This window comes from Kitasatospora sp. NPDC058115 (assembly GCF_042884635.1).
Lineage (GTDB): Bacteria > Actinomycetota > Actinomycetes > Streptomycetales > Streptomycetaceae > Kitasatospora.
The window spans coordinates 12,375-37,029 of record NZ_JBHVTL010000007.1 but is presented as its reverse complement, the minus strand read 5'-3'; the positions used below and the strand labels follow the sequence as shown (position 1 = coordinate 37,029).

Here is a 24,655-nt window from a genome sequence, read left to right as displayed (position 1 = left end):
CGGGCCCCTCCGACGGGAGGGACCCGGCCTTCGTGCGCGCGTCCGGTCAGTCGCCGAGGTGGGCGAAGCCGCCGCCACCGCCGAAGAGGGCGGTGGAGGTGGCGGCACCTCCGCCGAACTCGCCGGCCTCGATGTGCGAGGTGTGGGCGATGCCGCCGCCCCCGCCGGCCGCGAACACCGGGTCGGCGGAGGCGACGAACCCGCCGCCGCCGGCCACGCCGACGTGCGCGGACGCCGCCGGGGCGGCGACGCCGGCCAGCGCCAGCGCGCCGATCGCGGTCAGGGTGATCTTGCCCAGCATGCTCTTCATGGATCTGCCCTTTCTTCCGGAGCGCCCGGTGCGGACGCTCTGCCTTGGGGGGTGCCGTCGGAACGCCCGGAGGGCCCGGGGACCAGACGTCCCCGGGCCCTCCGTCGCGCCGTGCGGCTGGATCAGCCGATCAGGTGCGAGACACCCGCGTCGCCCGAGGACTGGGTGTTCTGGCCCACGTTGCAGATCTGCTTCGGGGTGCTGTTGAGGACCGGGACCTCGATCGGCACGGCGATGCCGATGATGCCGACCGCGACGTTGTGGATCTCCGGCAGGCAGATGTTCGGGTTGTCCAGCACGTGGGAGTTCGGGCTGTGGTCGCCGTAGGTGCCGGTGTGGTTGGTGCCGCCGTTGCCCTGGGCGGAGACGGCGGCGCCGTCCGAGTCGGCGATGGCGCCGGCCGAGCCCGCGGACATCGCGATGGCGGCGGCGGCCAGGCCCGCGGCGGCGAGGGACTTCTTGATCATTTCGGTGTTCCTCTCGGGGGGTGAATCGGGGAGCGATTCGAAGGTGGTCGGTTCGGGTTGTGACTCTGCCGGGACGGGCGGGTCAGCCGATCAGGTGCGAGACGCCCGCGTCGCCGTGGCTCTGGGTGCCCTGGCCCTGGGTGCAGTACTGCTTGCCACCGCTGTTCGCGATCGGGACCTCGACCGGGACGGCGACGCCGAGCACGCCGACCGCGATGTTGTGGATCTCGGGCAGGCAGACGTTCGCGTTGTCCAGGAAGTGGAAGTTCGGGCTGTGGTTGCCGACGGTGCCGGTGAAGTTGGTGCCGCCGTTGCCCTGGAACGACCCGGCGGCGCCGTCCGCGTCGCCGATGGCCGAGGCCGGCGTGGCGGCGGCGGCCAGCGCCGCGGCGGCCAGGCCGGCGGCGGCGAAGGACTTCTGGATCATGAGGAGATCCCTCTCTGAAAAGCTCGGTTTCCGTGCGGTTTCCGTGCGTACAACGCGTTCAACGCTCAGACCCGGTCTGCGGTCACTGACGTCCAGATCAAAGAATCACGGCTCGGAAGGTTACGGGGATTCCGGAAAAGAGTCCGGGAGGCGCGGCGGTGGAGAGATTCCGGTCGGATTATTAACCCGAACCGGTTAACCGCCGCCATCGGGGGCGCCGGTCGCTCGTTGAGCCCATTGCTTTCGGTCGCGCCCGCGCGGCCGACTCCCTCTTTGATCTCCAGTACGGACAGGCAGAACGGTGAAAAGCATGAGGTTCTCCAAGCGGGCCGGCGCGATGCTGCTGGCGGTCGGTGCGGGCGTGCTCGCCTCCCAGGGGGCGGCCTCCGCCGCCCCCGTCAGCCCCGAGCAGGTCGGGGCGCTGGAGGACCAGCTGGCCACCCAGCAGGTACCGGTGGACATCCCGCTGGCGCCGCTGGACAGCCGGATCTCGGGCGGCATCCCGACCTCGCTGCTGATGCCGCCGCCGCCCGCCCACACCACCGGGGACGCGCTGATCCCGGACCGCATCGTGCCGGCGCTCGGCATCGGCAAGGTCGCCCCGACCGCGAAGGCCGAGCTGCCGCTGCCGCTGGTCGACCGCAGCGCCGACCTCGGCGAACTGCTGCTGGACGCCCCGGCCGCGCCGCTGCACGCCGACACCCCCGCGGTCGGCATCGGCAAGCCGCTCGCGCTCGTCGAGGACGGCACCGGCCAGCTGGCCGACGGCCGGCTCAAGCTGGACGAGATCGACCCGCGGCTGATCACCGGAGCCGTCCAGGCGGTGCCCGGGGCCAAGGCCTCCCTGGGCAACGAGGACGAGCGGATCTCGGTCACCGACTCGCTGGGGACCCTGGCCGCCACCGCGACCGCCACCACCACCGGCGTCGTCTCGGAGACCGGCCTGGCGGGCCTGGCGCAGGCCTAGCAGGACGCCCAGGACGCCCAGGGCGCCTCGGGATCCCCGGGGACGCCCCGGGACTCCCCGGGACGGGCGAGAGCCCGGCACCCCCTCACGACGGGGTGCCGGGCTCTCGCGGGTCGTGGCGGCTCAGCCGGGCAGCGCCCCGAGCAGGCCGCCGACCAGCGGCAGGTCGCGCGGACCGCCGCCGGCGCTGAGCGGGCCGGTCAGGAGGTCGGTGCCGACCGGCGCCAGCCCGGAGCCCTCCGGCTGGACGGTCGCCCCGTTGTTCAGCACGTCGGCGGAGGAGTTGGCCCACGGGTCCAGCCGCAGGTCCTTGAGCGGCGCGATGCCGTAGCCGAGGCCGGTGGTGGTGCCGCCGAGCGCCTGGGCGAGGTCGGTCTTGGCCAGGGCGGCGCCGCCCCCGGTCGGGGCCGCGTGCGCCGCGCCCGCGCCGCCGAGCAGCATCGCGGCGCCCAGGGCGGCGGCGAGGCCGGCCCCGCTCTTCTTCGAAACCATGCGTCTTCACCTTCGGAGGGAGGGGTTCCCCGGGCTCGCGGACCGTGCCCGGGTACGCCGAACCGCCCCCCGGCCGACGGGCCGGGGGGCAGTGCGGGCGGAACGCGTGCCGATCGGAATCAGCAGTCGTCCTCGACGTGCTCGACGTGCTCGTGCTGCTGCGGGACCTCGCCGTTGATGCAGGTGTTGCCGAACGCCGGGTTCAGCACACCGATCAGGTTGATGGAGTTGCCGCACAGGTTGACCGGGATGTGCACCGGGATCTGGAGCTGGTTGCCGGAGATGACACCGGGGGAGCCGGCGGCGACGCCCTCGGCACCGGCGCTGGCGGCGGCGCCACCCGCCGCGCCCAGCACCAGGCCGGCAGCGGCGGCGGAGAGGACGACGGCCTTCTTCACGTTCTGCATGGGGGTTGATCTCCTCGATCACACACGGGTTGAGCGCGCCGCACCCCGCCCGGTGGCGGGGTGCGGCGCGGGTGCGGTGGAGCCGCGGCCGCCGGCTCGGCGGCCACCGGTTCAGCCGGCGTTGACGCAGGTGTTGCCGAACGCCGGGTTCAGCAGCGCGATGATGTTGATGGTGTTGCCGCAGAGGTTGATCGGCACGTGGACCGGCACCTGGATCTGGTTGCCGGAGATCACACCGGGGGAGTTGGCGGCGACACCCTCGGCGCCGGAGCTGGCGAACGCGCCGCCGGCCGCACCGACCACCAGGCCGGCGGTGGCGATCGACAGGGCGGCGGTCTTCTTGACGTGACGCATGTGTTCTTCCTCCGTATTCTTCCCGACCGTCTGTGGAAATAGTCGGGAGCCGGGCGAGGGGAAATCCTGGCCCGTTGGCTTCTGGGAATGCCGTGATTGTCACTCGGGTGGCCCAGATGGCGCGTTTCGCCCATGGCTCGGGCGATGAGCGGCCGCCGCGGCACCGTGCGCCTCGAACGATTCCCGCACGGCCGGGAAGCATTCGTGTCGACGCACGACCGGGAGAATTCCGGACGGGTTTGGACCGGCGGCGGATCTCCTCGTCGTAGCGGGGCGTGAAGCGTGTTCCGACTGGAGAACGAGGCAGGGCGCCGGGGGAAACGGTCGGATACGGGTGTCACCCGATTGCCCGGCGCCGGGGCCGCGTTCCTCCGGACGGGTGACAGTGGGGGTGCCGTCGCAACCGGCCCGAGGGGGTCTCGTTGGAGATGTCGCACTCCCCGTGCATCTCTGTCGAACAGTCAGGAGGCTCCCATGAGCATCAAGAAGACGGCCGTCGTCGGCGCCGCTGTGGTCGGCATCGTCGCCGCCGGCGCCGGTACCGCGCTGGCCAGCTCCGGCGCGGAGGGCGTCGCCGCGGGCTCCCCCGGTGTCGTCTCCGGCAACCAGATCCAGGTGCCGCTGCACATCCCGGTCAACCTGTGCGGCAACACCATCGACATCGTGGGCATCCTGAACCCGGCCTTCGGCAACACCTGCGTCAACGCCGGCTGATCAGCCGCGAGTCCGGCCGGTGCGAGCCGCCGCTTCCGTGTCTCCCTCCTGGGGCGCGAGGTGGCGGCTCTCGGCGTTTCCGGGGCCGGCCGCCGGCACCGGTGCCCCGGCCCGGCGCCGGCGGCCCACCGGGCCCGGCACCGCCCACCTGCGCGGTTGATCCGTCCCCGACCCGCCGCCCGTCCGCCGGGTGGGCTCCCCCTCCGCCCGGCGACGGCGGTGCCGTAGGCTCGCCCGGCGCCGCGGTGTCGGTCGGCGCGCACCGGTCACGAGTGGGGCGGGGAGTACCAGAGCTGATGAGCGCGGCATCGAGCACCGGATCGTCGGGCGGTGGCGCGGGCGTGTCCCCGTCGTCCGCCACCCCTCCCCGGGACGCCCAGGAGGCACCGGAGACGCCGGAGACGTCCGAGGCGCCCGAGGCGCCCGAGGCGTCGGGCGCCACGGCCGTGTCGGCGGCGGGGCGGGCCCCGGGCCGGTTCGGCGCGGCGGTGGACCGCTACGCGCCCGCGCTCGGCGCGTACGCGGTGGTCAAGGCGACCGGCCTGACCGTCTTCCTGCTCCTGCTCTCGCACACCGAGGACTTCCTGAAGAAGGACCCGGGGCGCGGCGGCGGCGCCCGGCCCTGGGACGTGCTCGGCACCTGGGACGGCATCTGGTACCAGCGGATCGCCGAGAACGGCTACGACCCGCAGCTGATCCCGCTGCACGGCTACCCGCTGGCCACCTACTACGAGAACTCCTCCGCGTTCTTCCCGCTCTACCCGTGGCTGATGCGGCTGGTCGGGGCGGTCACCGGGCTCGGCCCGTACGGCTCGGGCATCGTCGTCTCGGTGCTCGCCTCCTTCGTGGCGGCGGCCGGGATCTTCGCCGTCGCCGAGCGGCTCGGCGGCTTCCGGGCCGGGGTGATCGCGGCGGTGATCTGGGGCCTGTTCCCCGGCTCGGGCGTGGAGTGGGCGGTCTATTCGGACTCGCTGTTCGTCGCCCTCTCGGCCTGGGCCTGCTACTGCGTGATGACCCGGAACTGGCTCGCCGCCGGCGTGCTGGCCCTGGTGGCCGGCCTCAACCGGCCGACCGCGGCCGCGCTGATCGCCGCCGTCTCGATCTCCGCCCTGGTGGCGCTGGTGCGGCGCACCGACGGGGTGGCCCGCCCGCTGACCGCGATGCTGATCACCCCCTGGGGCCTGCTCGGCTACGTCGCCTGGGTCGGCTGGCGGATGGGCGACTGGACGGGGTACTTCAAGCTCCAGCGCGGCGCCTGGAACCGCTACTTCGACTGGGGCGCCTCCACCGCCCGCAGCACCCTGGACACGGTCACCGGGCACTGGACGTTCTGGCAGTCCAACCCGGCGCCGGACCTCATCGCGGTGGGCCTGCTGATCGCCCTGCCCGGGCTGCTGGTGCTGCTGCTCCGGCTGCGGCCGCCGCTGGTCCTGGTGCTCTACACGCTGCTGACCGTCGTCCTGGCGCTGAGCAGCAACCAGATCTACGGCAACATCTCGCGCTACCTGCTGCCGGCCTTCCCGCTGTTCATCGGCCTGGCGGTGGCGCTGCGCCGGCTGCGGCCGTCGACGCTGGGCGGCCTGGTCGCGATGCCGGCGGTGGCGGCCGGCTGGTACGCGGGGTACGCGCTGTTCGAGCTCGGCATCCCGTAGGGAGTCGGCGCCGCGGGGCCGCGTAACCTCGACGCATGACGACCAGCCGCACGCCGCCCGTGCGTCAGATCCGCGACCTCTCCGGGCTGCTGGACCACGCCAGCCACGTCCTGGCGACCCGGATGGCGGCGGCGTTCACCGAGCTCGGCGTCACCCCGCGCGCCTACGGCGTGCTCTTCCACGCGCTGGCGGCCGAGCGCACCCAGATCCAGCTGGCCGAGCTCGCCGACCTCGACAAGACCACCATGGTGGTGACCGTCGACGAGCTGGAGAAGGCCGGGCTGGCCGAGCGGTGCCCGTCCGTGGCCGACCGCCGGGCCCGGATCGTGCGGGTCACCGAGGCGGGCGCGCAGGCCGTCGAGCGGGGCACCGCGATCGCCGACCGGGTGCACCGGGAGGTGCTGGAGTCGCTGCCGCCGGACGAGCGGGCGGTGTTCGTGACGGCGCTGGGCCGCCTGGTGGACGGGGGCGGGGCGCTGTCCGATCCGGTCGGGGGCGAGCGGACGGTGCGCCGCGCGCGCCGTGCCCGCGGCTGAGCCGGGGGGCCAGGCCCGGGCGCGGCGGTAGTCGGTTTCCGGTCGGCTTGTATGCTCCACCTGGCGCCAGGGGGGACGTCCTGGCCGCTGATCGTTCGATGGCACAGCCGTGAAGAGGTGCGGGGATGTCGGGTCGCCGAGACAGGAGTCAGCCCAGCGTGGCCCGGCCGCGTCCGGAGGGTTCGACCGGCTCGGCGGGTTCGACCGGTGCCCGGAGCGGTTCGCCGCGCACCGGTTCGTCCGGTTCGGCCGGTTCGTCCGGGTCCGTCCCGGCGCCCCGGCCGGGCGGCCGGGCCGAGGCCAGGCGGGCCGCGCAGTCGAAGGGCCGCGGCGGAGCGGGTGGTGACGGAGGGTCGAACGGCCAGGGTCACCGCCGGTCGGGCGGCCGGGGCAAGAAGCCCCGGCGCAACGTCAAGAAGATCGTCGGCTGGACCGCGGTCGGCGCGCTGGTGCTGATAGCCGGCACCGGCGGCGCGATCTACTTCAAGCTCAACGGCAACATCAAGACGATCGACGCCGACGCGCTGAGCAAGGACCGCCCGCCGGAGGCGCAGGCCGACGCCAACGGCAACAAACCGGTGAACATCCTGCTGATCGGCTCCGACAGCCGCGGCGGCGACAACTCGGACCTGGGCGGCGGCGACAGCGAGGGTGCCCGCTCGGACACCACGATCCTGCTGCACGTCTACGCCGACCACAAGAACGCCATCGGGGTCTCGATCCCGCGCAACACCCTGGTCACCATCCCGCCGTGCAAGCTCCCGAACGGGAAGTGGACCAAGGAACAGAAGGGCAAGGACGTCCTGTTCAACGCCGCCTTCACGGTGGGCGGCACGGCGGAGGGCAACCCCGCCTGCACCCAGAACACCGTGGAGAAGCTCACCGGCATCCGCGTCGACCACACCATCGTGGTCGACTTCCAGGGCTTCGCGGCGATGACCAAGGCCGTCGGCGGCGTCGAGGTCTGCCTGCCCAAGGACATCTACGAGAAGGACCTCAACGAGAAGCTGCCCACGAAGGGCTCCCTCGTCCTGAAGAAGGGTCCGCAAAAGGTGGAGGGCCAGCCGGCGCTCGACTACGTCCGGCTGCGACACGGCATCGGCGACGGTTCCGACATCGGCCGGATGAAGCGTCAGCAGGCCTTCATGAGCTCGATGATCAGCACGGTGAAGAAGAAGGGCCTGGAGCCCACCACCCTGCTGCCGCTGGCCGACGCCGCCACCAAGTCGCTGCGCGTCGACGAGGGGCTCGACACCGTCGACAAGCTGATGTCCTTCGCCCTGTCGCTGAAGAACATCGACCTGCACGACCTCAAGTTCGTCACCCCGCCGTGGCGTTACAACGAGGCCAACCTCGACCTGGTGAAGCCGGACGTGGACCGGCTGTGGGAGGCGATCCGCGCCGACCGCACCCTGGACGGCAAGGACGCCACCGGCGAGCAGCCCGACGCGCCCGCCACCCCGGCGCCCCCGGCCACCCCGGAGGCCCCGCCGACCACCACCGCGCCCCCCGCGCACACCGCCCCGGCGGTCCCGATCAAGGTCTTCAACGGCACCACCTCCAACGGACTGGGCGCCAGGGCGGGCGAGGCCCTGAAGGCGGCGCAGTTCACCGTCGGCTCGGTGGGCCAGGCGAAGTCCACCAACAAGCTCACCACCACGATCGAGTACGGCGCCGGGCAGAAGGCCAACGCCGAGAAGGTCGCCGAGCTGTTCCCCGGCGCCACCCTCACCCCCACCTCGGCGGCCGGCATCAGCGTCGTGCTCGGCAAGGACTACGCCGACGCCAACGGCGGCGCCGCCGCGGCCGGGACCACCGCGCCGGGCACCCCGACCGCACCCGCCCCGCTGCCGACCTCGGTCACCGACGACGCCCGCTCGGCGGACGACGACATCTGCGCCAACACCACCTACGGGTCCGGCGGCTGAGCCCGCGTCGGCCCGCAGGCGCGGACCGACGGAAACGGGGCCCCCGGCGTGCAGCCGGGGGCCCCGCTCGTGTTCCCGTCGGTCAGGGCCAGACCAGGCAGTACAGCTGGTGGCCGGCCTCGTGCAGGCGGTTGGCGAAGTCCTGCCACTCGTGCAGCATGCTGTAGATCACGAAGGCGTCGCGCGGGCCGCGCCGGTCCGGCACGGTGGACCAGATGAACGCGGCGGCGCCGAGCTCGGTCTCGTCCGCCTTGCGCAGCGGTTCGACGACGTTCTGCGGCAGCTGGACGACGGCGTAGTCCGGGTGCAGCACGACCAGCTCCAGCGGCGGCACCTGGTGCAGCGGCACGCCCTGGATGCCGGTGAGGACCATCGCGCTCATGGTCTCCGGTTTGATCTTGGTGGAGAGGTGGCCGTTGGGGGAGCCACTGGTCTCCATCAGGTCGCCGAGCCGGCCGAGCGAGCCGAGCTCGCCCGCGTCCAGCCCGAGCCCGCCCGGCCCGAGAGCGGTCGGGACCCGGGCCGCGGTCGCCCGGTCGGGTGCGCCGAAGTACTTGTACGTCACCCCCACGCGTCCCTCACCCCGCCTCTCACGGCCGCGGCCGCTACGGCCCGTTCCCGCTCCCTTACCCCCGCGTGCGGCCCCGGCGGGCCGGCGGGAGCCACCCGCGGCCTCGTCGTGGCCGTCCTGCGCCTCGGACACTCGGACCATCCTCACCGGAATTCGCCGGAATCGACAGACCCCCGCACGTCCGGTGTCCCTCCGGACGTGCTCCTTACCCGTCATGCGCCGCCGTACCCAGTCGCGGTACGCGGCAGTCCTCTCCACACCCCTGCATCGACCCGGAGCTCCCGTCCGCCCTCGCGGCCGGAGGAACTCCGGAGACACCCCGGGTACACAGTCTGACTGGTCCGGGCAGCCGGAGCAGTCAGGGGCCCCGTTGTATGGATAACCGTACAGATTCGGGCGCCAGGATCATCGTTCCAGATGATGAGGTCCGACATGCAGAGGTGAAGGACACGATTTGAGACCATGTCTTCCGTGAGCTATCCCTACGAAGCACCCCAGTCCCAGTCGCTCTTCGACCGCGCGTCGGTCGTGACCCCCGGCGGCGTCAACTCGCCGGTGCGCGCGTTCCGCGCCGTCGGCGGTACGCCGCGCTTCATGGTGTCCGGCACCGGCCCCTACCTGACCGACGCCGACGGCCGCGAGTACGTCGACCTGGTCTGCTCGTGGGGTCCGATGATCCTCGGCCACGCGCACCCGGCCGTCCTGGACGCCGTGCAGCAGGCGGTGACCCGCGGCACCTCCTTCGGCACCCCCGGACAGGGCGAGGTCGAGCTGGCCGAGGAGATCGTCTCCCGGGTCGCCCCGGTCGAGCAGGTCCGCCTGGTCTCCTCGGGCACCGAGGCCACCATGTCGGCGATCCGGCTGGCCCGCGGCTTCACCGGCCGCGCGAAGGTCGTGAAGTTCGCCGGCTGCTACCACGGACACGTGGACGCCCTGCTGGCCGCCGCCGGTTCCGGCGTCGCCACCTTCGGCCTGCCGGACACCCCGGGCGTCACCGGCGCCCAGGCCGGCGACACCATCGTGCTGCCGTACAACGACCTCGCCGCCGTCGAGGAGGCCTTCCGGGCCCACCCCGGCGAGATCGCCTGCGTGATCACCGAGGCCTCGCCCGGCAACATGGGCGTCGTCCCACCGCTGCCCGGCTTCAACGGCGGCCTGGCCCGGCTCTGCCGGGAGAACGGCGCGCTGTTCATCTCCGACGAGGTGATGACCGGCTTCCGCGTCTCCAAGGCCGGCTGGTACGGCCTGGAGGCGGCGAACGAGGGCTGGGCGCCCGACCTGCTGACCTTCGGCAAGGTCATGGGCGGCGGCTTCCCGGCCGCGGCCTTCGGCGGCCGCGCCGACGTGATGGCCCACCTCGCCCCGGCCGGCCCGGTCTACCAGGCCGGCACGCTGTCCGGGAACCCGATCGCCACCGCGGCCGGCCTGGCCCAGCTGCGCGGCTGCACCGACGAGGTGTACACGGCCGTCGACCGGGTCGCCGCCGAGGTCTCCGGCCTGGTCGCCGCCGCGCTCGCCAAGGAGGGCGTGGCGCACCGGCTGCAGACCGCCGGGAACATGTTCTCGGTGTTCTTCACCGAGGACGCCGTGACGAACTACGCCGAGGCGAAGACCCAGGAGGCGTTCCGCTTCACCGCGTTCTTCCACGCGATGCTCGCCGAGGGCGTCTACCTGCCGCCGTCCGCCTTCGAGTCCTGGTTCGTCTCCGCCGCGCACGACGAGCGGGCGCTGGAGCGGATCGCCGCCGCCCTGCCCGCCGCCGCCCGGGCCGCCGCCGAAGCCACCGCCTAGGCCCGCCGCCCTTACGAGCACCAGGAGTACTGAGAAGTGAGCGCCAAGGACATCACCGTCGTCCACCTGATGCGGCACGGTGAGGTGCACAACCCGGAGGGCGTCCTGTACGGGCGGCTGCCGGGCTACCGGCTGTCCGAGCTGGGCCGCGAGATGGCCGAGCGGGTCGCCGAGGACCTGGCCGGGCGGGACATCACCCACGTGGTGGCGTCCCCGCTGGAGCGCGCCCAGGAGACCGCCACGCCGATCGCCGAGTCGCACGGCCTGGACCTCGCGGTGGACGAGCGGCTGATCGAGGCGGAGAACATCTTCGAGGGCAAGACCTTCGGAGTGGGCGACGGCTCGCTGCGCAACCCGTCCTACTGGAAGTACCTGACCAACCCGTTCAAGCCCTCCTGGGGCGAGCCCTACCTGGAGCAGGCGGTGCGGATGATGGGCGCGCTGGCCGCCGCCCGGGACGCCGCGCGCGGGCACGAGGCGGTCTGCGTCAGCCACCAGCTGCCGATCTGGATCGTCCGCTCCTTCGTGGAGCGCCGCCGGCTCTGGCACGACCCGCGCAACCGGCAGTGCTCGCTGGCCTCGCTGACCAGCTTCACCTACGAGGGGGACCGGATCGTCTCGGTCGGCTACCGCGAGCCGGCCCGCGACCTGCTGCCGGCCCACCTGGTCGGCAAGGGCGGCAAGAGCAAGCCGGTCGGCAAGAGCTTCGGCGCCTGAGGGCAGGCCGGCGCCGGCCCCGGGGCGACCCGGATCCGGGTACGCCGAGGAAGCCCGGACGCGCGGAACGGTGTTCATGGTTCCCGATCCGGTGTAAGAGCCGTGTGAGTAAGAGCTGCGTCACACTCCCGCGACACCAGGGCCAATGGTCCCGCCGCAGGTCAGAGGGGGTCCGGCAGAGAAGGCCGGACCCCCCGGGGCCCGGCCGCGACTCCATGCGAAACTTTTCACATGTCTGGCATGACGCGCCCCCGTCCCCGTCTCGCCGCCGCCGCGGTCACCGCCGCCGCTGCCGCGCTGGTCCTCACCGGTTGCAGCTCCTCCGGCTCCTCGGCCAGTGGTGACGGGCAGATCGGCTTCGTCACCGCCAAGGGCAGCAACATCTCGACCGCGGCCGCCGGCCACCGCCAGGACGCGCCGGACATCGGCGGCACCACCCTGGAGGGCACCCCGGCCAAGCTCTCCGACTACCGGGGCAAGGTCGTCGTGCTCAACGTCTGGGGCTCCTGGTGCGGCCCGTGCCGCTCGGAGGCCGACGACCTCCAGCGGGTCTGGGAGAAGTACAAGGACCAGGGCGTGCAGTTCCTCGGGATCAACACCCGGGACACCGAGATCAAGAACGCCGTCCGCTTCGAGCAGGAGAAGGGCGTCACCTTCCCCAGCCTCTACGACCCGGCCGGCGAGGAGCTGCTCAAGTTCCCCAAGGGCAGCCTCAACCCGCAGTCCATCCCGACCACCCTGGTGGTCGACCGGGACGGCAGGCTCGCCGCGCGCGCCGTCGGCGGCCAGACCGACGACGCCCTGGAGTCGATGCTCCAGCCGGTCGTGGCGGAGCAGCAGAAGTGAGCGCGGCGCAACAGCTCGCCGACAACGTCGGGACCATCCAGAGCGGGGCGCTGCTGATGGCGGCGCCCATCGCGCTGGTGGCCGGCCTGGTGTCCTTCTTCTCGCCCTGCGTGCTCCCGCTCGTCCCCGGCTACCTGTCGTACGTCACCGGCTTCTCCGCCTCGGACCTCGCCGACGCGCGCGGCGCCCGCCGTGGCCGGATGCTGGCGGGCGCGCTGCTGTTCATCCTCGGCTTCACCGCCGTCTTCGTCTCCGGCGGAGCGCTGTTCGGCTTCTTCGGCCAGACGCTCCAGGAGCACAAGCGGGTCATCTCGATCGTGCTCGGTGCGGTGACCGTCGTGATGGGCCTGGCCTTCATGGGCCTGGTGCCCGGGCTGAGCATGCGTGAGCTGCGCTCGCACCGCCGCCCGGCCGTCGGGCTGCTCGGCGCGCCGATGCTGGGCGTGGTGTTCGGCGTCGGCTGGACCCCCTGCCTCGGCCCGACCATGTCGGCGATCCAGACGCTGGCCTTCAACGAGGCCGATGCCGGCCGCGCCGCCCTGCTGATGACCGTCTACTGCCTGGGCCTGGGCGTACCGTTCGTCGTGGCGGCGCTGGCCTTCCGCCGGGCGCTGGGCGCCTTCGGCTGGGTCAAGCGGCACTATCCGCTCGTGATGCGGATCGGCGGCGGCATGCTCGTCGTGGTCGGTCTGCTGCTGGTCACCGGGGTCTGGGACTCGATGGTGAGTGACCTGCAGAACCAGTTCGCCGACTTCCAGATCGGAATCTGACCCGTGACCAACACCACGACCGATCGCGAGCGGTCCGGGACCGCCGTCGCGCAGGGCGCGGACGAGGACGCGGCCGAGCGGCTCACCACCGCCCCGGCCGAGTCCGACGGCCCCACCGGCATCGGCGTGCTCGGCTGGCTGCGCTGGATGTGGCGCCAGCTGACCTCGATGCGGGTCGCGCTGATCCTGCTGTTCCTGCTCTCGCTGGCGGCCATCCCGGGCTCGCTGATCCCGCAGAACGGGCAGAACCAGTTCAAGGTCGAGACCTGGAAGGCGCAGCACACCACGGTCGCGCCGATCTACGAGAAGCTCCAGCTGTTCGACGTGTACAGCTCGGTCTGGTTCTCGGCGATCTACATCCTGCTGTTCGTCTCGCTGGCCGGCTGCATCGTCCCGCGCACCTGGCAGTTCGTCGGCGTGCTGCGCTCGCGGCCGCCGGCGGCGCCGCGCAACCTGACCCGGATGCCGGTGTACGCGGCCTGGCGCACCGACGCCGACGCCGCGGCCGTCAACACCGCCGCCCACCGGCTGCTGCGCGCGCGGCGGTTCCGGGCGCACCTGGACGGCGGCGCGGTGGCGGCCGAGAAGGGCTACCTGCGCGAGGTCGGCAACCTGGTCTTCCACCTGTCGCTGTTCGCGCTGCTCGGCGGCTTCGCCTGGGCGAGCCTGGCCAGCGGCACCGGCGGCAAGCTGCTGGTCGAGGGCGAGGGCTACTCCAACACCATCACCCAGCTGGACGACTTCACCGGGACCCGCTTCTACGGCAGCGACGACCTCGACCCGTTCTACGTGAAGCTGAACAGCTTCACCTCGAAGTTCCAGAACAACGGCTCCCAGATCGGCAGCGCCCGGGAGTTCACCGCGGGCGTCGAGTACTACGAGGGCAGCGACCCGTCGAAGCTCAAGCAGGGCAAGATCGAGGTGAACCGCCCGCTGGAGATCGGCGGCAGCAAGTTCTACCTGATCGGCCACGGCTACGCCCCGGTGATCACGGTCCGCAACGCCGCGGGCGACGTCGTCTACACCGGCGCCACCCCGTTCCTGCCGCAGGACGGCAACCTGACCTCCACCGGCGTCATCAAGGTCTCCGACTACGGCGAGAAGGACGGCAAGCGGACCCAGCTGGGCCTGTCCGGCTTCTTCCTGCCGACCGCCCCGGTGGCCTTCGACAAGAACACCGGCCCGCGTTCGCTGTTCCCCGGTGACGCGGCCCCGGTGCTGGTGCTCAACGCCTACGCGGGCGACCTGGGCACCGACTCCGGCCTGCCGCAGAACATCTACCAGCTCAACACCAAGAACCTGACCCAGCTCCAGCGGGACGGCGAGCCCGCGAAGGCCAAGCTGGACCCCAAGCAGGTCTGGGAGCTGCCGGACGGCTACGGCACGGTCACCTTCGAGGGCTACAAGAAGTGGGCCAGCTTCAACGTCTCGCACCGTCCGGGCAACGGCATCGCGCTGGCCGGCGCGGTGGCCGCGATCGCCGGCCTGATCGGCTCGCTGTTCATCCAGCGGCGCCGGATCTGGGTGCGGGCGGTGGCGCTGCCGGACGGCGGGACCCTGGTCGAGCTGGCCGGGCTGGGCCGCAGCGAGTCGGCGAAGATCGCCGAGGAGCTGGCCGCACTGGCGGTGGACCTCCAGGACGACGCTCCCGCGCTCGACGACGAGCCCGATGAGGGGCCCGACGACGGCACCACCGGGGCCGACGAGGCCCCGGTGCCCGAAGAATCCGCAGTCCCCGCCGACCAGAACTCCAAGGAGTAGACGGTGCACCTCGCCTCGTCGGTCGACCCGCAGCTGGCCGACCTGTCCAACAAGCTGATCTATTCGGCGATGGCGGTCTATCTGATCGCCATGTTCGCCTACATGTTCGAATGGACCTTCGGCTCGAAGGGCGCCGTCGCCGTCCGCTCCATCCAGCAGGCCGGTCTGGCCGAGACCGTCGCCGACGCCGACGCCAGGACCAAGGGCGCCAAGAAGGTCACGGTCACCGTCGCCTCCGCACGCGGCGGCACCACGACCCTGACCCGCACCGCGCTGGCCGGCGAGGGTGCCACGGTGGTGACCAGCGGGCGCGGCGACGAGGACGTCGACGGCCCCGGCGCGGCCGGCACCAGCGAGAAGGCCGACCTGGCCGGCCGGATCGCGGTCTCGCTCACCGTCCTCGGCCTCCTGCTGCACACGGGTGGCGTCCTCACCCGCGGCCTCTCGGTCTCCCGCTGGCCGTGGGGCAACATGTACGAGTTCTCCTGCGCCTTCGCGCTCGCCATGGCGGTGGCCTTCGTCGGCCTGCTGGCCGCGAAGAAGCCGGTCCGCTGGCTCGGCCTGCCGGTCACCCTGGCGGTGGTGCTCACCCTCGGCATCGCCACCGAGGTGCTGTACACCGAGTCCGAGCAGCTCGTCCCGGCCCTGCACTCGTACTGGCTGGCGATCCACGTCTCCACCGCGATCGTCTGCGGCGGCGCCTTCTACGCGGCGTTCGTCACGACGCTGCTGTACCTGGGCAAGGACTCCTTCGACAAGCGGATGGCCGCCGGTCTGACCCGGGGCCCGCTGGGCACCTCGCCGTCGATCTGGCGCCGGCTGCCCGCCGCGGCCACCCTGGACAAGCTCTCCTACCGGATCAACGCCCTGGTCTTCCCGCTGTGGACCTTCACCATCATCGCGGGCGCGATCTGGGCCGAGGCCGCCTGGGGCAAGTACTGGGAGTGGGACCCGAAGGAGACCTGGTCGTTCATCACCTGGGTCGCCTACGCGTGCTACCTGCACGCCCGCGCCACCGCCGGCTGGAAGGGCCGCAAGGCCGCGTACCTGGCGCTCGCCGCCTTCGCCTGCTGGCTGTTCAACTACTACGGCGTGAACATCTTCGTCACCGGCAAGCACTCCTACGCGGGGATTTGACCGGGACCGGAAACCACCCACCGGCCCGGCACTCCAGACGAGGAAGCCGGGCCGAGGTGCGACAGGGGTAGTTCGTGCCGGCCGCCCGGTCCGGCACGGGGAGGAACTGAGGAGGAAATCGCGCAATGGAGTGCGACGAGGTCATGCTGACCGTCCGAATCACCGCCGCCGAGCACCTGCTGCTCCGCCGGCTCGCCCAGGGACACCGCAGCGACGTGTCCGAGGTGGTGGCCGACGGGCTGCTGGACATCATCCCCACGGTCAGCTCGCCGGCCGACGCCTACCGGCTGCTGGGCGCCCTCGCGGCCCCCGCGCCGTGCGCGCTGACCGTCTGGCTGCCGGCGCCGCTGGCCGACCTGCTGGTGCCGGGCGCGGCCCGGATCGCCCAGGTGACGCAGGTGCGGATCGGCTCGGCCAGCGCGATGCTGGGCGCCGCGCTGCGGCTGTGGCTGGCCCAGGACCCGGGGCGGCTGGCGGAGAACCTCTCCGTGATGCACGCCGGGCGGCCGTCCGCGCTGGTGGCCGCCTGAGTCCGTGCCCCGGCACGGCCTGCCCCCGGCCGGGGCGGGCTCAGCTGGCGAGCGGCAGGCCCCGGCGCGCCGGGGCCGGCTCGGCCCGGGCCGGGCCGCCGTCGGCCGGCCCGGTGAGCAGCCGGGCCTCGGCCACCGTCCGGCCCTCCTGCACCAGCAGGACCCGCAGCGCCGCCCGCCGTCCGCTGCCGCCGCCGGTCTCCTGACCGCCCTCCCGGACCGCCCGCACCACGCAGGGGCGGTCCGGCGCGATCGGGTCGTGGAACGAGGTGACCAGTTCCAGCGGCACCACCCGGTCCGGGTGGTGCAGCCGCTGGGCGGCCTGCCGGGCGGCCTCCAGGACGAGCATCCCGGGCAGGTGGCCGGGCGCCGGGTCCATCGGGTCGAACAGCACCGGGTGGCGGGTGTCCGCGTGCAGCAGCCAGCTGCCGGGCAGCAGGGCCGGACCGAGCACGACGTCGGCGGCCTGCTGACGGCCCACCAGCTCCGGCGCGGTGGCCTGGCCCGGCAGCCTCGCCGGTGCGGCGGCCGGACCGGGGCCGCGCAGCCGGTCGTAGGCGGCGGGGGAGAGGATCCGCAGCCCGCCGAAGCCGCGGGCGACCGGGCGGCCGTCGCGTTCGACCTCGGCGTCCACCCGCAGCGCGAGCAGCCGGCCGTGCCGCATCCGGACGTCGTGGCAGGTGATCCGGAGCATCAGCTCGGTGGGGGCGGTGGTGACCGCCAGACCGTCCAGTCCGGCCGGGCCGAGGGTGTAGCCGAGCTCGTCGAGCACCGCGTGGTGGTCGTGCGGCACGCCGAACCCGGCGTGGCCCACCAGCAGGGCGGCCTGCCGGACCGTCTCGGCCATCAGCACCGGGTCGTGGTGGCGGTCGCCGGGCAGCCGGTAGAAGCCGTGCAGCCGCGGCCACTGGGCGCCGAGCAGGAAGTCGTAGGGGCCGGTGGCCTGCCAGCCGGTGATGAGCACCTCGGCGACCGAGGAGCGGCGCACCAGGTGGCGCGAGACGGTGCGCTCGTGGAAGTCGTAGCGCCCCGGGCCCGCGGGGACGGGGCCGGGGTGGGGATACGGGGTGTCGCCGTCCGTCGCGGTGAACACTGGCATGACTGGCCCCACTCCCGGGTGTCGGTCGGCCGGCCGTGCGGGCGGCCCTGGAAAAACATACAGGCCACCCGGTTTCTGCTCCCCCTGCGGGGTCGTCACTTGTGTGCGCCCCGCCGGGCCCACCGTACCCGGGCGCCGGCCTGCGGCAACGCCCGGCCGGCCCGGTCCGGCCCCCGGGCGGGGGCCCGGGCGGCGGCCCGTCCCCTCTGGACGGCGGGGGCCGGACAGGGGCTAGATTAGATACCAACCATGCGGTTTCGGGCGGTCGCGGCGCGCCACCGACGGTCCGCAGACGGGGCGCCGCGGAACCGACGGCGGCGCCGTGACAGCAACCGGGCGGGCCGCAGCCCGCCGCGGCCGGGGCCGGAGGGGCCGAGTGGCTAAGCAGGAACGGGCGGGGCGTACCAGGCAGGCCGTGCTGCTCGCCGCGGCGGACACCTTCGCCGACGCGGGTTTCGAGTCGGCCAGCCTGGTCGACATCAGCCGCCGGGCGGGCGTCAGCAAGGGCGCCCTCTACTTCCACTTCGTCTCCAAGCAGGCCCTCGCGGACGGCGTCCGCGCCGAGGCCGCCGACACCGTCGGCCTGGCCGTGCTGCGGGCGCTGCGCGGCGGCGGGCCGGCCGTCCAGGAACTCGTCGACCTCACCCACGAACTGGCCCGGCTGCTGCGCGAGGACGTGGTGGTCCGGGCCGGCGTGCTGCTCGGCCTCGGCGGCCGTCCGGCGGGCTGCGCGACCGGTGCGGTGGTGGCCCCGGCCGGCTCGCCGCCGGAGCCCTCGGCGGACGCCTGGCGGCGTCTGACCGCCGTCTTCCGCACCCTGCTCGACCGGGCCTCGGCGGCCGGCGAACTGCGCCCCGGGCTCGACCGGGAGCAGGCGGCCGGGCTGCTGGCCACCCTGGCAGCCGGACTGGTCCTGTTCGCCGCCGAGGCCACCGGCCGGCTCGCCCCCGCCGCGATCAGCGGCCTCTGGTCGGCCGCCCTCCCGTCGCTCGTCCCGGCCGAGCGCCTGACGGACTACCGCTTCTAGGCGCCCCCGCCTCCGCGCCCGCCCCCGCCCCGTCCCGTCCCGCCCCGTCCTAGCCGTGCGGGCGGGTGGTGGTCCGGTCGACGGTGTCGAGGCGGGCCAGGGCGCCGGGCTCGACCAGGCCGGGCAGCAGCAGCGCCCAGAGGTCGGCCATCCGCTGCAGCAGGTCCCTGCGGTCCGTCAGCACCTGCGAGTTGAGCTGGATGCCGGCCACCGCGCCGGTGATCACCCCGGCGGCGGCCGCCGGCCGCACCCCGGGGCGGAGTTCGCCGACCTCCAGCGAGCGCTCCAGCAGCTCGCGCGCCGCGTCCGCCCAGCCCTGGTAGGCGCCGACCTGCGGCTGGGTGAAGGTGCCGTGCTCGATCGTCAGCCGGATCGCGCCGCGCAGCAGCGGGTCGTCCAGCAGCGAGTGCGCGAACGCGTAGCCGAGGTCGATGACCGTCTGCATCGGGCTGTCGGTGGCGGGCTGCCAGGTGGCCAGCCAGGCGCTCTGACCCTCGATCACGGCGAGCGCCAGCTCCTCCTTGGACGGGAAGTGGAAGTAGAGCGCGCCCTTGGTGACACCGGCCCGTTCCAGGATCTCGGCCATGGTGGCGCCCGCGTAGCCGCGTTCGTCGAACACCTCGGCCGCGGCGCGCAGCACCGTCTGGCGGGTCGCCAGCGCCCGGGCCTGCCTGGCCATCGCAGCCTCCCTGCTCTCTGTCGTCGGCAGCGGCTGGATCCTACGGCGGCGGACCGGGCACTGGCCCCCGTACCGTGCGGTAGCGATCCTTTCGAGCCGTTCCGGGCGCCGGTGCGCGCCGGTCGCGCGCGCTCGCCCCGGGCCTGGAACGCCGCCGGCCGGCCCCCCCCGGGGGGGGGGGGGCGGGCCGCGGGGGGGCCGGTGTGCGGGGCCGCCGTAGTGCCGGCGCGCGGCCCCCAGCCCGCGGGCCGGCGAGTAGTACGCCGGGCGGCGCTCCAGGCGCTGCCAGTTGGCGATCGGCTCGACCGGCGAGGCGGCGGCCGCCGCCTGCTGGGCGGCCGCGGCGCGGGCCATCAGCACGGCGGTGAGGGCGGCGAGCTCCTCGTCGGTGAGCGAGCCGCGGACGATGCGGACGAGTGGTTCGGCGGAAGCGGTCATGGTCCGGTTCTCTCCCGGCGGATGGTGGTGGGTCGGTCGGCGTCGGCGTCGGCGTGCCCGGCGGTGCGCTGTGCGGCCGGGCGGCGCGGCCGCTACATCGGCGGGTTGCCGTGCTTGCGGCTCGGCAGGTCCGCGTGCTTGGTGCGGAGCATGGCCAGCGAGGACACCAGGACCTGACGGGTCTCGGCGGGGTCGATGACGTCGTCCACGAGGCCGCGCTCGGCCGCGTAGTACGGGTGCATCAGTTCGCTCTTGTATTCCTTGATCTTCTGGTTGCGCATCGCGTCCGGGTCGTCGGCGGCGTTGATGTCCCGGCGGAAGATGACGTTGGCCGCGCCCTCGGCGCCCATGACGGCGATCTCGTTGGTCGGCCAGGCGAAGGAGAGGTCGGCGCCGATCGAGCGCGAGTCCATGACGATGTAGGCACCGCCGTAGGCCTTGCGCAGGATCAGCTGGATCCGCGGCACGGTCGCGTTGCAGTAGGCGTAGAGCAGCTTGGCGCCGTGCCGGATGATGCCGTCGTGTTCCTGGTCGACGCCGGGCAGGAAGCCGGGGACGTCGAGCATGGTGACCAGGGGGATGTTGAAGGCGTCGCACATCTGGACGAAGCGCGCGGCCTTCTCGCTGGCGTTGATGTCCAGCACGCCGGCCAGCGACTGCGGCTGGTTGGCGATGATGCCGGTGACGTGGCCGTCGATCCGGGCGAGCACGCAGAGCACGTTGGTGGCCCAGCGCTCGTGGACCTCCAGGTACTCGCCGTGGTCGACGATCTCCTCGATGACCTTGCGCATGTCGTACGGCCGGTTGCCGTCGGCGGGCACCAGGTCGAGCAGTGACTCGTTGCGGCGGTCCACCGGGTCGTCGTTGACGGCCGACGGGGGCATCTCGCGGTTGTTCTGCGGCAGCAGCGAGAGGAGGTAGCGGACCTCCTCGATGCAGGACTGCTCGTCGTCGTAGACGAAGTGCGAGACGCCGGAGACCCCGGCGTGCACGTCGGCGCCGCCGAGCCCGTTCTGGCTGATCTTCTCGCCGGTGACGGCCTGGACGACGTCCGGGCCGGTGATGAACATCTGCGAGGTCTCGCGGACCATGAAGACGAAGTCGGTGAGAGCCGGCGAGTAGGCCGCGCCACCGGCGCACGGGCCGAGCATCACGGAGATCTGCGGGATGACGCCGGAGGCCCGGGTGTTGCGCTGGAAGATGCCGCCGTAGCCGGCGAGCGCGGTGACGCCCTCCTGGATGCGGGCGCCGGCGCCGTCGTTCAGGGAGACCAGCGGGGCACCGGCCGCGATGGCCATGTCCATGATCTTGTGGATCTTCTGGGCGTGGGCCTCGCCCAGCGCGCCGCCGAAGATCCGGAAGTCGTGGGCGTAGGTGAAGACCGTCCGGCCGTGCACGGTGCCCCAGCCGACGACGACGCCGTCGGTGTGCGGCTTCTTCGCCTCCAGGCCGAAGCCCTGGGCGCGGTGCCGGCGCAGCGGCTCGACCTCGTGGAACGAGCCCTCGTCGAGCAGGAGGTCGATGCGCTCGCGGGCGGTCAGCTTGCCCTTGGCGTGCTGGGCCTCGGTGGCCTTCTCGCTCGGCCCGCGCCGGACCTGCTCGCGCAGTTCGTGCAGCTCCGCGACCTTGCCCCGTACGTCCGCGGGGACTTCGGGGGCGTCGTCGTCGACCGGCGCCTGGTGCACAACCGTCATCTCGAACCACTCCAAAGGTGAGGGAACTGTCCGACAGCCAACGTCTGCGATGCCCCCGGCTGCGAATCACTTCTTCACTTATGACTGTACGAGGGGCCGCACGCTGGTTTCGGCGTCGATTCCGTACAAGGTCGCGTCCGTTTAGATGTCAGGGCTGCACAGAAACAGAAGCGATTCAGCCTGCCCGTACGGTAGCTGTTCGATTACCCCGAGCTGTCGTCCGGATGGCTGCCGGGTGAGCTGGACATGAGGAAACGCGCAGGTCAGCGCTGTCCCGCCGGATGCCGTCCGGCTGCGGTCCGGGGCCGTCCGAGGGGCGCCCGGGAGACCCGCGAAGGGCGCGCCGCTGCGTGGCCGGTGGCCGGTGAGTCGTAGGGATGCGCCAAAAACACCGCAGCCCACCCGGTGGATGCCGGGTGGGCTGTCCGAGCGACCGGGGTCAGGCCCGTCGTCCCTCGTCCGGGTCCTCCTTGCCGCGCAGCTCGTCCTCGCGGCGGCGCAGATCCGCCTCCCACTGCTTGAGCATGTCCTCGTGGCCGTCGTCGCGCCTGTTCAGCGAGGCGAGGAACTCGGGGTCGTCGTCCGGGGCGAGCGGGCGGCCGTCGCGCCGGCGGTCGTACGCCGGGCCGCCCGCGCCGTGGCCGCCGGCCGGGGCGGTGCGCACCCCGCGCTGCTTGCCGGCCACCAGCCAGGCGATCGAGCCGACCAGCGGGAAGAGCAGCACGATGATCACCCAGACCACCTTGGGGAGGTGCTTCACCTCCTCCTCGGGGGTGGTCAGGCAGTCGATGAAGGCCCACACCCACAGGGCGAGCGGGAGCACGAAGGTCAGGATCCTCAGCACGGCGGCGATCTCCCCCGGGCGGCGTCGGTGGCGGTCGGGCCCTCGGAGCGGCGGCCGCTGGCGGTGCGCGCTCCAAGGGGGCCCTTGACACAGGCCAGGCTATCGGGTGGCGGATACTGGCTGGCATGGCATACGACGATCTCCGCTCGTTCCTGCGGGCCCTCGACCGCGAAGGCGACCTCAAGCGCATCAAGGCGGAGGTGGACCCCTATCTGGAGATCGGCGAGATCGTCGACCGCGTGCAGAAGGCCAAGGGCCCGGCCCTGCTGTTCGAGAACGTCAAGGGCTCCACGATGCCGCTGGCGATGAACGTCTTCGGCACCGAGCGCCGGCTCGCCAAGGCGCTCGGCCTCAAGGGCCCGGAGGAGATCGGCGACAAGATCTCCGGCCTGCTGAAGCCGGAGCTGCCGCAGGGCTTCACCGGCTTCCGGGACGCCTTCGGCAAGCTCGCCTCGATGGCCCACGTGCCGCCGAAGCACGTCAAGTCCGGCGACGCTCCGGTGCACGAGGTGGTGCTGACCGGCGAGGACGTCAACCTGGACGAGCTGCCGGCGCTGTTCACCTGGCCGCTGGACGGCGGCTCCTTCTTCAACCTGGGCCTCACCCACACCAAGGACCCGGACTCCGGCATCCGCAACCTCGGTCTGTACCGGCTGCAGCGGCACGACCGCCGCACCATCGGCATGCACTGGCAGATTCACAAGGACAGCCGCAACCACGCCGCGGTGGCCGCCAGGCGGGGCGAGAAGCTGCCGGTCGCGATCGCCTTCGGCTGCCCGCCGGCCGTCACCTACGCGGCCACCGCGCCGCTGCCGGGCGACATCGACGAGTACCTGTTCGCCGGGTTCGTCGCGGGCGAGCGGGTGAAGATGGTCGACTGCAAGACCGTCCCGCTGCAGGTCCCGGCCGACGCCGAGGTGGTCCTGGAGGGCTGGCTGGAGCCGGGCGAGCTGCTGCCCGAGGGGCCGTTCGGCGACCACACCGGCTTCTACACGCCGCAGGAGCCGTTCCCGGCGCTGACGATCGACTGCGTGACGATGCGCCGCCGGCCGATCCTGCAGTCCATCGTGGTCGGCCGCCCGCCGACGGAGGACGGCCCGCTGGGCAAGTTCACCGAGCGCTTCTTCCTGCCGCTGCTGAAGATCATCATCCCGGACATCGTCGACTACGACCTGCCCGAGGCCGGCGGCTTCCACAACTGCGTGATCGTCTCGATCGACAAGAAGTACCCGAAGCACGCGCAGAAGACCATGCACGCCATCTGGGGCGCGCACATGATGTCGCTGACCAAGCTGATCATCGTGGTGGACGCCGACTGCGACGTCCACGACTACCAGGAGGTCGCCTGGCGGGCCTTCGGCAACGTCGACTACAGCCGCGACCTCACCGTGGTGGAGGGCCCCGTCGACCACCTCGACCACGCCTCCTACCAGCAGTTCTGGGGCGGCAAGGCGGGCATCGACGCGACCCGCAAGCTGCCCGAGGAGGGTTACACCCGCGACGGCGGCTGGCCCGAGATGGTCACCTCCGACCCGGCGACCGCCGCCCTGGTGGACCGGCGCTGGAAGGAGTACGGGCTGTGAGCACCGCCGCCGCGCTCCCCGAGGTCCCGCCCGGCAAGGTGAAGTCCTTCCTGCGGCTGGTGATGATCGAGCACTCGGTCTTCGCCCTGCCCTTCGCCTACATCGCGGCGCTGACGGCGATGTTCCTGGCCGACGGACGGGTGCACTGGGGCGAGCTGTTCATCGTCACGGTCTGCATGGTGGGCCTGCGGACCTTCGCCATGGCCGCCAACCGGATCATCGACCGCGAGATCGACGCCCGCAACCCGCGCACGGCGGGCCGCGAACTCGTCACCGGCGTCGTCTCGCTGAAGACCGCGTACATCGGCTCGGCGATCGCCCTGGTGGTCTTCCTCGGCGCCGCGGCCCTGCTCAACCCGCTCTGCCTGGCGCTCGCGCCGGTGGCCGTGGTGCCGATGGTGGTCTACCCGTACGGCAAGCGGTTCACCGACTTCCCGCAGGCGATCCTGGGCCTGGCCCAGGCGATGGGCCCGGTCGGCGCCTGGCTGGCCGTCACCGGCACCTGGTCCTGGGACGCCGTCGTGCTCGGCGCGGCGGTCGGCATCTGGATCGGCGGCTTCGACCTGATCTACGCCTGCCAGGACGTCGCCTCCGACCGGGAGGGCGGCGTGCGCTCCGTCCCGGCCCGGTTCGGCGTCCCGGCCGCGATCCGCGGGGCCCGCGGCTGCCACGTCGTCACCACGCTGCTGCTCGGCTGGTACGCGGTGCTCACCGACGCGGGCGTCGCGTTCTGGATCGGCCTGCTGGTGGTGGCCGGCGCCTTCGTCTACGAGCACACCATCGTCAGGCCGAACGACCTGTCCCGGCTGAACCGGGCGTTCTTCCAGACCAACGGCTTCGTCGGCATCTCGCTGTTCTTCTTCGCGCTGGTGGACCTGGTGGTGCGCGGCCTCGGCGTCTGAGGCCGCGCCCCG

The 24,655-nt window shown here is 72.7% G+C and carries 26 protein-coding genes and 1 pseudogene; 15 read left to right on the top strand and 12 right to left on the bottom strand.

From position 1 onward, the window contains the following. Nucleotides 1-46: 46 nt before the first annotated feature. The 3 genes from ACFVVL_RS09340 to ACFVVL_RS09330 form a co-directional block, all read right to left on the bottom strand. Entirely contained in the window at nucleotides 47-310 is a 264-nt protein-coding gene (locus tag ACFVVL_RS09340) for a hypothetical protein (protein ID WP_380297442.1), read from the bottom strand. 122 nt (nucleotides 311-432) lie between these two features. Beyond that, entirely contained in the window at nucleotides 433-777 is a 345-nt protein-coding gene (locus tag ACFVVL_RS09335; RefSeq protein ID WP_380297444.1) for a rodlet layer protein, read from the bottom strand. A gap of 82 nt (nucleotides 778-859) precedes the next feature. Further along, nucleotides 860-1,204 (bottom strand): rodlet layer protein, encoded by a 345-nt coding sequence (locus tag ACFVVL_RS09330; RefSeq protein ID WP_380297446.1) that lies wholly within the window; start codon nucleotides 1,202-1,204, stop codon nucleotides 860-862. 310 nt (nucleotides 1,205-1,514) lie between these two features. On the opposite strand from ACFVVL_RS09330, the gene ACFVVL_RS09325 reads away from it, so the two are divergent. Then, a complete protein-coding gene (locus ACFVVL_RS09325; RefSeq protein WP_380297448.1) occupies nucleotides 1,515-2,171 on the top strand; it encodes a hypothetical protein in 657 nt (218 codons plus the stop codon). 123 nt (nucleotides 2,172-2,294) lie between these two features. Here the strand turns inward: ACFVVL_RS09325 and ACFVVL_RS09320 are convergent, their stop codons facing one another. The 3 genes from ACFVVL_RS09320 to ACFVVL_RS09310 all read right to left on the bottom strand — a co-directional run bounded on the left by ACFVVL_RS09320 (nucleotide 2,295) and on the right by ACFVVL_RS09310 (nucleotide 3,424). Then, nucleotides 2,295-2,663 carry a hypothetical protein gene (locus ACFVVL_RS09320; RefSeq protein WP_380293173.1) on the bottom strand — a complete coding sequence of 123 codons (369 nt, stop codon included), beginning with the start codon at nucleotides 2,661-2,663 and terminating at the stop codon, nucleotides 2,295-2,297. Between the two features lie 119 nt (nucleotides 2,664-2,782). Next, complete coding sequence (locus tag ACFVVL_RS09315; protein ID WP_380293171.1) at nucleotides 2,783-3,070, bottom strand: chaplin; 288 nt, start codon at nucleotides 3,068-3,070, stop codon at nucleotides 2,783-2,785. A gap of 111 nt (nucleotides 3,071-3,181) precedes the next feature. Continuing rightward, nucleotides 3,182-3,424, bottom strand: a complete 243-nt coding sequence (locus ACFVVL_RS09310; RefSeq protein ID WP_380293169.1) for a chaplin — start codon at nucleotides 3,422-3,424, stop codon at nucleotides 3,182-3,184. Between the two features lie 474 nt (nucleotides 3,425-3,898). Between ACFVVL_RS09310 and ACFVVL_RS09305 the strand changes: the two genes are divergently transcribed. The 4 genes from ACFVVL_RS09305 to ACFVVL_RS09290 all read left to right on the top strand — a co-directional run bounded on the left by ACFVVL_RS09305 (nucleotide 3,899) and on the right by ACFVVL_RS09290 (nucleotide 8,254). Further along, a complete protein-coding gene (locus ACFVVL_RS09305) occupies nucleotides 3,899-4,138 on the top strand; it encodes a chaplin (RefSeq protein WP_380293167.1) in 240 nt (79 codons plus the stop codon). Nucleotides 4,139-4,479: 341 nt separating this feature from the next. Further along, nucleotides 4,480-5,790, top strand: a complete 1,311-nt coding sequence (locus ACFVVL_RS09300) for a hypothetical protein (protein WP_387672826.1) — start codon at nucleotides 4,480-4,482, stop codon at nucleotides 5,788-5,790. A gap of 35 nt (nucleotides 5,791-5,825) precedes the next feature. Continuing rightward, nucleotides 5,826-6,326, top strand: a complete 501-nt coding sequence (locus ACFVVL_RS09295) for a MarR family winged helix-turn-helix transcriptional regulator (protein ID WP_387672823.1) — start codon at nucleotides 5,826-5,828, stop codon at nucleotides 6,324-6,326. A gap of 158 nt (nucleotides 6,327-6,484) precedes the next feature. Continuing rightward, nucleotides 6,485-8,254 (top strand): LCP family protein, encoded by a 1,770-nt coding sequence (locus ACFVVL_RS09290; protein WP_380293161.1) that lies wholly within the window; start codon nucleotides 6,485-6,487, stop codon nucleotides 8,252-8,254. Between the two features lie 82 nt (nucleotides 8,255-8,336). On the opposite strand, the gene ACFVVL_RS09285 is transcribed toward ACFVVL_RS09290, so the two are convergent. Further along, nucleotides 8,337-8,966: a hypothetical protein gene (locus ACFVVL_RS09285; RefSeq protein WP_380293159.1), complete on the bottom strand. Its 630-nt coding sequence runs from the start codon at nucleotides 8,964-8,966 to the stop codon at nucleotides 8,337-8,339. 321 nt (nucleotides 8,967-9,287) lie between these two features. Here ACFVVL_RS09285 and hemL point away from each other — a divergent pair, with 321 nt between their 5' ends. From hemL to ACFVVL_RS09250, 7 genes are all read left to right on the top strand, one after another. Then, entirely contained in the window at nucleotides 9,288-10,616 is a 1,329-nt protein-coding gene (hemL, locus tag ACFVVL_RS09280) for a glutamate-1-semialdehyde 2,1-aminomutase (RefSeq protein WP_380293157.1), read from the top strand. Nucleotides 10,617-10,685: 69 nt separating this feature from the next. Further along, a complete protein-coding gene (locus ACFVVL_RS09275) occupies nucleotides 10,686-11,333 on the top strand; it encodes a histidine phosphatase family protein (RefSeq protein WP_380293175.1) in 648 nt (215 codons plus the stop codon). A 231-nt stretch (nucleotides 11,334-11,564) separates the two neighbouring features. Continuing rightward, nucleotides 11,565-12,179 carry a TlpA family protein disulfide reductase gene (locus ACFVVL_RS09270; protein ID WP_387672818.1) on the top strand — a complete coding sequence of 205 codons (615 nt, stop codon included), beginning with the start codon at nucleotides 11,565-11,567 and terminating at the stop codon, nucleotides 12,177-12,179. Between the two features lie 56 nt (nucleotides 12,180-12,235). Next, entirely contained in the window at nucleotides 12,236-12,949 is a 714-nt protein-coding gene (locus ACFVVL_RS09265) for a cytochrome c biogenesis CcdA family protein (RefSeq protein ID WP_387673178.1), read from the top strand. Nucleotides 12,950-12,952: 3 nt separating this feature from the next. Next, entirely contained in the window at nucleotides 12,953-14,710 is a 1,758-nt protein-coding gene (locus tag ACFVVL_RS09260; protein WP_387672815.1) for a cytochrome c biogenesis protein ResB, read from the top strand. Nucleotides 14,711-14,713: 3 nt separating this feature from the next. Further along, the gene (ccsB, locus tag ACFVVL_RS09255; RefSeq protein ID WP_387672812.1) at nucleotides 14,714-15,847 is read left to right on the top strand and encodes a c-type cytochrome biogenesis protein CcsB; all 1,134 of its coding nucleotides are present in this window, start codon (nucleotides 14,714-14,716) and stop codon (nucleotides 15,845-15,847) included. A 143-nt stretch (nucleotides 15,848-15,990) separates the two neighbouring features. Further along, nucleotides 15,991-16,377 carry a hypothetical protein gene (locus ACFVVL_RS09250; RefSeq protein ID WP_380685029.1) on the top strand — a complete coding sequence of 129 codons (387 nt, stop codon included), beginning with the start codon at nucleotides 15,991-15,993 and terminating at the stop codon, nucleotides 16,375-16,377. Nucleotides 16,378-16,417: 40 nt separating this feature from the next. Here ACFVVL_RS09250 and ACFVVL_RS09245 read toward each other — a convergent pair whose 3' ends face one another. Then, nucleotides 16,418-17,476 (bottom strand): ScbA/BarX family gamma-butyrolactone biosynthesis protein, encoded by a 1,059-nt coding sequence (locus tag ACFVVL_RS09245; protein WP_387672808.1) that lies wholly within the window; start codon nucleotides 17,474-17,476, stop codon nucleotides 16,418-16,420. Between the two features lie 376 nt (nucleotides 17,477-17,852). On the opposite strand from ACFVVL_RS09245, the gene ACFVVL_RS09240 reads away from it, so the two are divergent. Next, nucleotides 17,853-18,503, top strand: a complete 651-nt coding sequence (locus ACFVVL_RS09240) for a ScbR family autoregulator-binding transcription factor (protein WP_387672805.1) — start codon at nucleotides 17,853-17,855, stop codon at nucleotides 18,501-18,503. 49 nt (nucleotides 18,504-18,552) lie between these two features. Here the strand turns inward: ACFVVL_RS09240 and ACFVVL_RS09235 are convergent, their stop codons facing one another. From ACFVVL_RS09235 to ACFVVL_RS09220, 4 genes and pseudogenes are all read right to left on the bottom strand, one after another. Further along, nucleotides 18,553-19,182, bottom strand: a complete 630-nt coding sequence (locus ACFVVL_RS09235) for a ScbR family autoregulator-binding transcription factor (protein ID WP_380293141.1) — start codon at nucleotides 19,180-19,182, stop codon at nucleotides 18,553-18,555. Between the two features lie 261 nt (nucleotides 19,183-19,443). After that, a pseudogene (locus ACFVVL_RS09230) lies at nucleotides 19,444-19,620 on the bottom strand (acyl-CoA carboxylase subunit epsilon); the annotation flags it as partial. 92 nt (nucleotides 19,621-19,712) lie between these two features. Further along, on the bottom strand, nucleotides 19,713-21,314 hold the full coding sequence (locus ACFVVL_RS09225; protein ID WP_387672802.1) for an acyl-CoA carboxylase subunit beta: 1,602 nt from the start codon (nucleotides 21,312-21,314) through the stop codon (nucleotides 19,713-19,715). Nucleotides 21,315-21,753: 439 nt separating this feature from the next. Then, nucleotides 21,754-22,158, bottom strand: coding sequence for a PLD nuclease N-terminal domain-containing protein (locus tag ACFVVL_RS09220; protein WP_387672799.1), 405 nt, complete (start codon nucleotides 22,156-22,158; stop codon nucleotides 21,754-21,756). Nucleotides 22,159-22,283: 125 nt separating this feature from the next. Between ACFVVL_RS09220 and ACFVVL_RS09215 the strand changes: the two genes are divergently transcribed. Next, nucleotides 22,284-23,741: a menaquinone biosynthesis decarboxylase gene (locus ACFVVL_RS09215; protein WP_387672796.1), complete on the top strand. Its 1,458-nt coding sequence runs from the start codon at nucleotides 22,284-22,286 to the stop codon at nucleotides 23,739-23,741. Further along, on the top strand, nucleotides 23,738-24,643 hold the full coding sequence (gene mqnP / locus ACFVVL_RS09210; protein ID WP_387672793.1) for a menaquinone biosynthesis prenyltransferase MqnP: 906 nt from the start codon (nucleotides 23,738-23,740) through the stop codon (nucleotides 24,641-24,643). Before ACFVVL_RS09215 ends, mqnP begins: the two co-directional genes overlap by 4 nt. Nucleotides 24,644-24,655: the final 12 nt, after the last annotated feature.

What these genes read in the sequence shown, in the direction of transcription:
- ACFVVL_RS09340 (WP_380297442.1), bottom strand. Translation starts at nt 310, where the DNA reads ATGAAGAGCATGCTGGGCAAGATCACCCTGACCGCGATCGGCGCGCTG.
- ACFVVL_RS09335 (WP_380297444.1), bottom strand. Translation starts at nt 777, where the DNA reads ATGATCAAGAAGTCCCTCGCCGCCGCGGGCCTGGCCGCCGCCGCCATC.
- ACFVVL_RS09330 (WP_380297446.1), bottom strand. Translation starts at nt 1,204, where the DNA reads ATGATCCAGAAGTCCTTCGCCGCCGCCGGCCTGGCCGCCGCGGCGCTG.
- ACFVVL_RS09325 (WP_380297448.1), top strand. Translation starts at nt 1,515, where the DNA reads ATGAGGTTCTCCAAGCGGGCCGGCGCGATGCTGCTGGCGGTCGGTGCG.
- ACFVVL_RS09320 (WP_380293173.1), bottom strand. Translation starts at nt 2,663, where the DNA reads ATGGTTTCGAAGAAGAGCGGGGCCGGCCTCGCCGCCGCCCTGGGCGCC.
- ACFVVL_RS09315 (WP_380293171.1), bottom strand. Translation starts at nt 3,070, where the DNA reads ATGCAGAACGTGAAGAAGGCCGTCGTCCTCTCCGCCGCCGCTGCCGGC.
- ACFVVL_RS09310 (WP_380293169.1), bottom strand. Translation starts at nt 3,424, where the DNA reads ATGCGTCACGTCAAGAAGACCGCCGCCCTGTCGATCGCCACCGCCGGC.
- ACFVVL_RS09305 (WP_380293167.1), top strand. Translation starts at nt 3,899, where the DNA reads ATGAGCATCAAGAAGACGGCCGTCGTCGGCGCCGCTGTGGTCGGCATC.
- ACFVVL_RS09295 (WP_387672823.1), top strand. Translation starts at nt 5,826, where the DNA reads ATGACGACCAGCCGCACGCCGCCCGTGCGTCAGATCCGCGACCTCTCC.
- ACFVVL_RS09285 (WP_380293159.1), bottom strand. Translation starts at nt 8,966, where the DNA reads ATGGTCCGAGTGTCCGAGGCGCAGGACGGCCACGACGAGGCCGCGGGT.
- hemL (WP_380293157.1), top strand. Translation starts at nt 9,288, where the DNA reads ATGTCTTCCGTGAGCTATCCCTACGAAGCACCCCAGTCCCAGTCGCTC.
- ACFVVL_RS09275 (WP_380293175.1), top strand. Translation starts at nt 10,686, where the DNA reads ATGCGGCACGGTGAGGTGCACAACCCGGAGGGCGTCCTGTACGGGCGG.
- ACFVVL_RS09270 (WP_387672818.1), top strand. Translation starts at nt 11,565, where the DNA reads ATGTCTGGCATGACGCGCCCCCGTCCCCGTCTCGCCGCCGCCGCGGTC.
- ACFVVL_RS09265 (WP_387673178.1), top strand. Translation starts at nt 12,236, where the DNA reads ATGGCGGCGCCCATCGCGCTGGTGGCCGGCCTGGTGTCCTTCTTCTCG.
- ACFVVL_RS09250 (WP_380685029.1), top strand. Translation starts at nt 15,991, where the DNA reads ATGCTGACCGTCCGAATCACCGCCGCCGAGCACCTGCTGCTCCGCCGG.
- ACFVVL_RS09245 (WP_387672808.1), bottom strand. Translation starts at nt 17,476, where the DNA reads ATGCCAGTGTTCACCGCGACGGACGGCGACACCCCGTATCCCCACCCC.
- ACFVVL_RS09235 (WP_380293141.1), bottom strand. Translation starts at nt 19,182, where the DNA reads ATGGCCAGGCAGGCCCGGGCGCTGGCGACCCGCCAGACGGTGCTGCGC.
- ACFVVL_RS09225 (WP_387672802.1), bottom strand. Translation starts at nt 21,314, where the DNA reads ATGACGGTTGTGCACCAGGCGCCGGTCGACGACGACGCCCCCGAAGTC.
- ACFVVL_RS09215 (WP_387672796.1), top strand. Translation starts at nt 22,284, where the DNA reads ATGGCATACGACGATCTCCGCTCGTTCCTGCGGGCCCTCGACCGCGAA.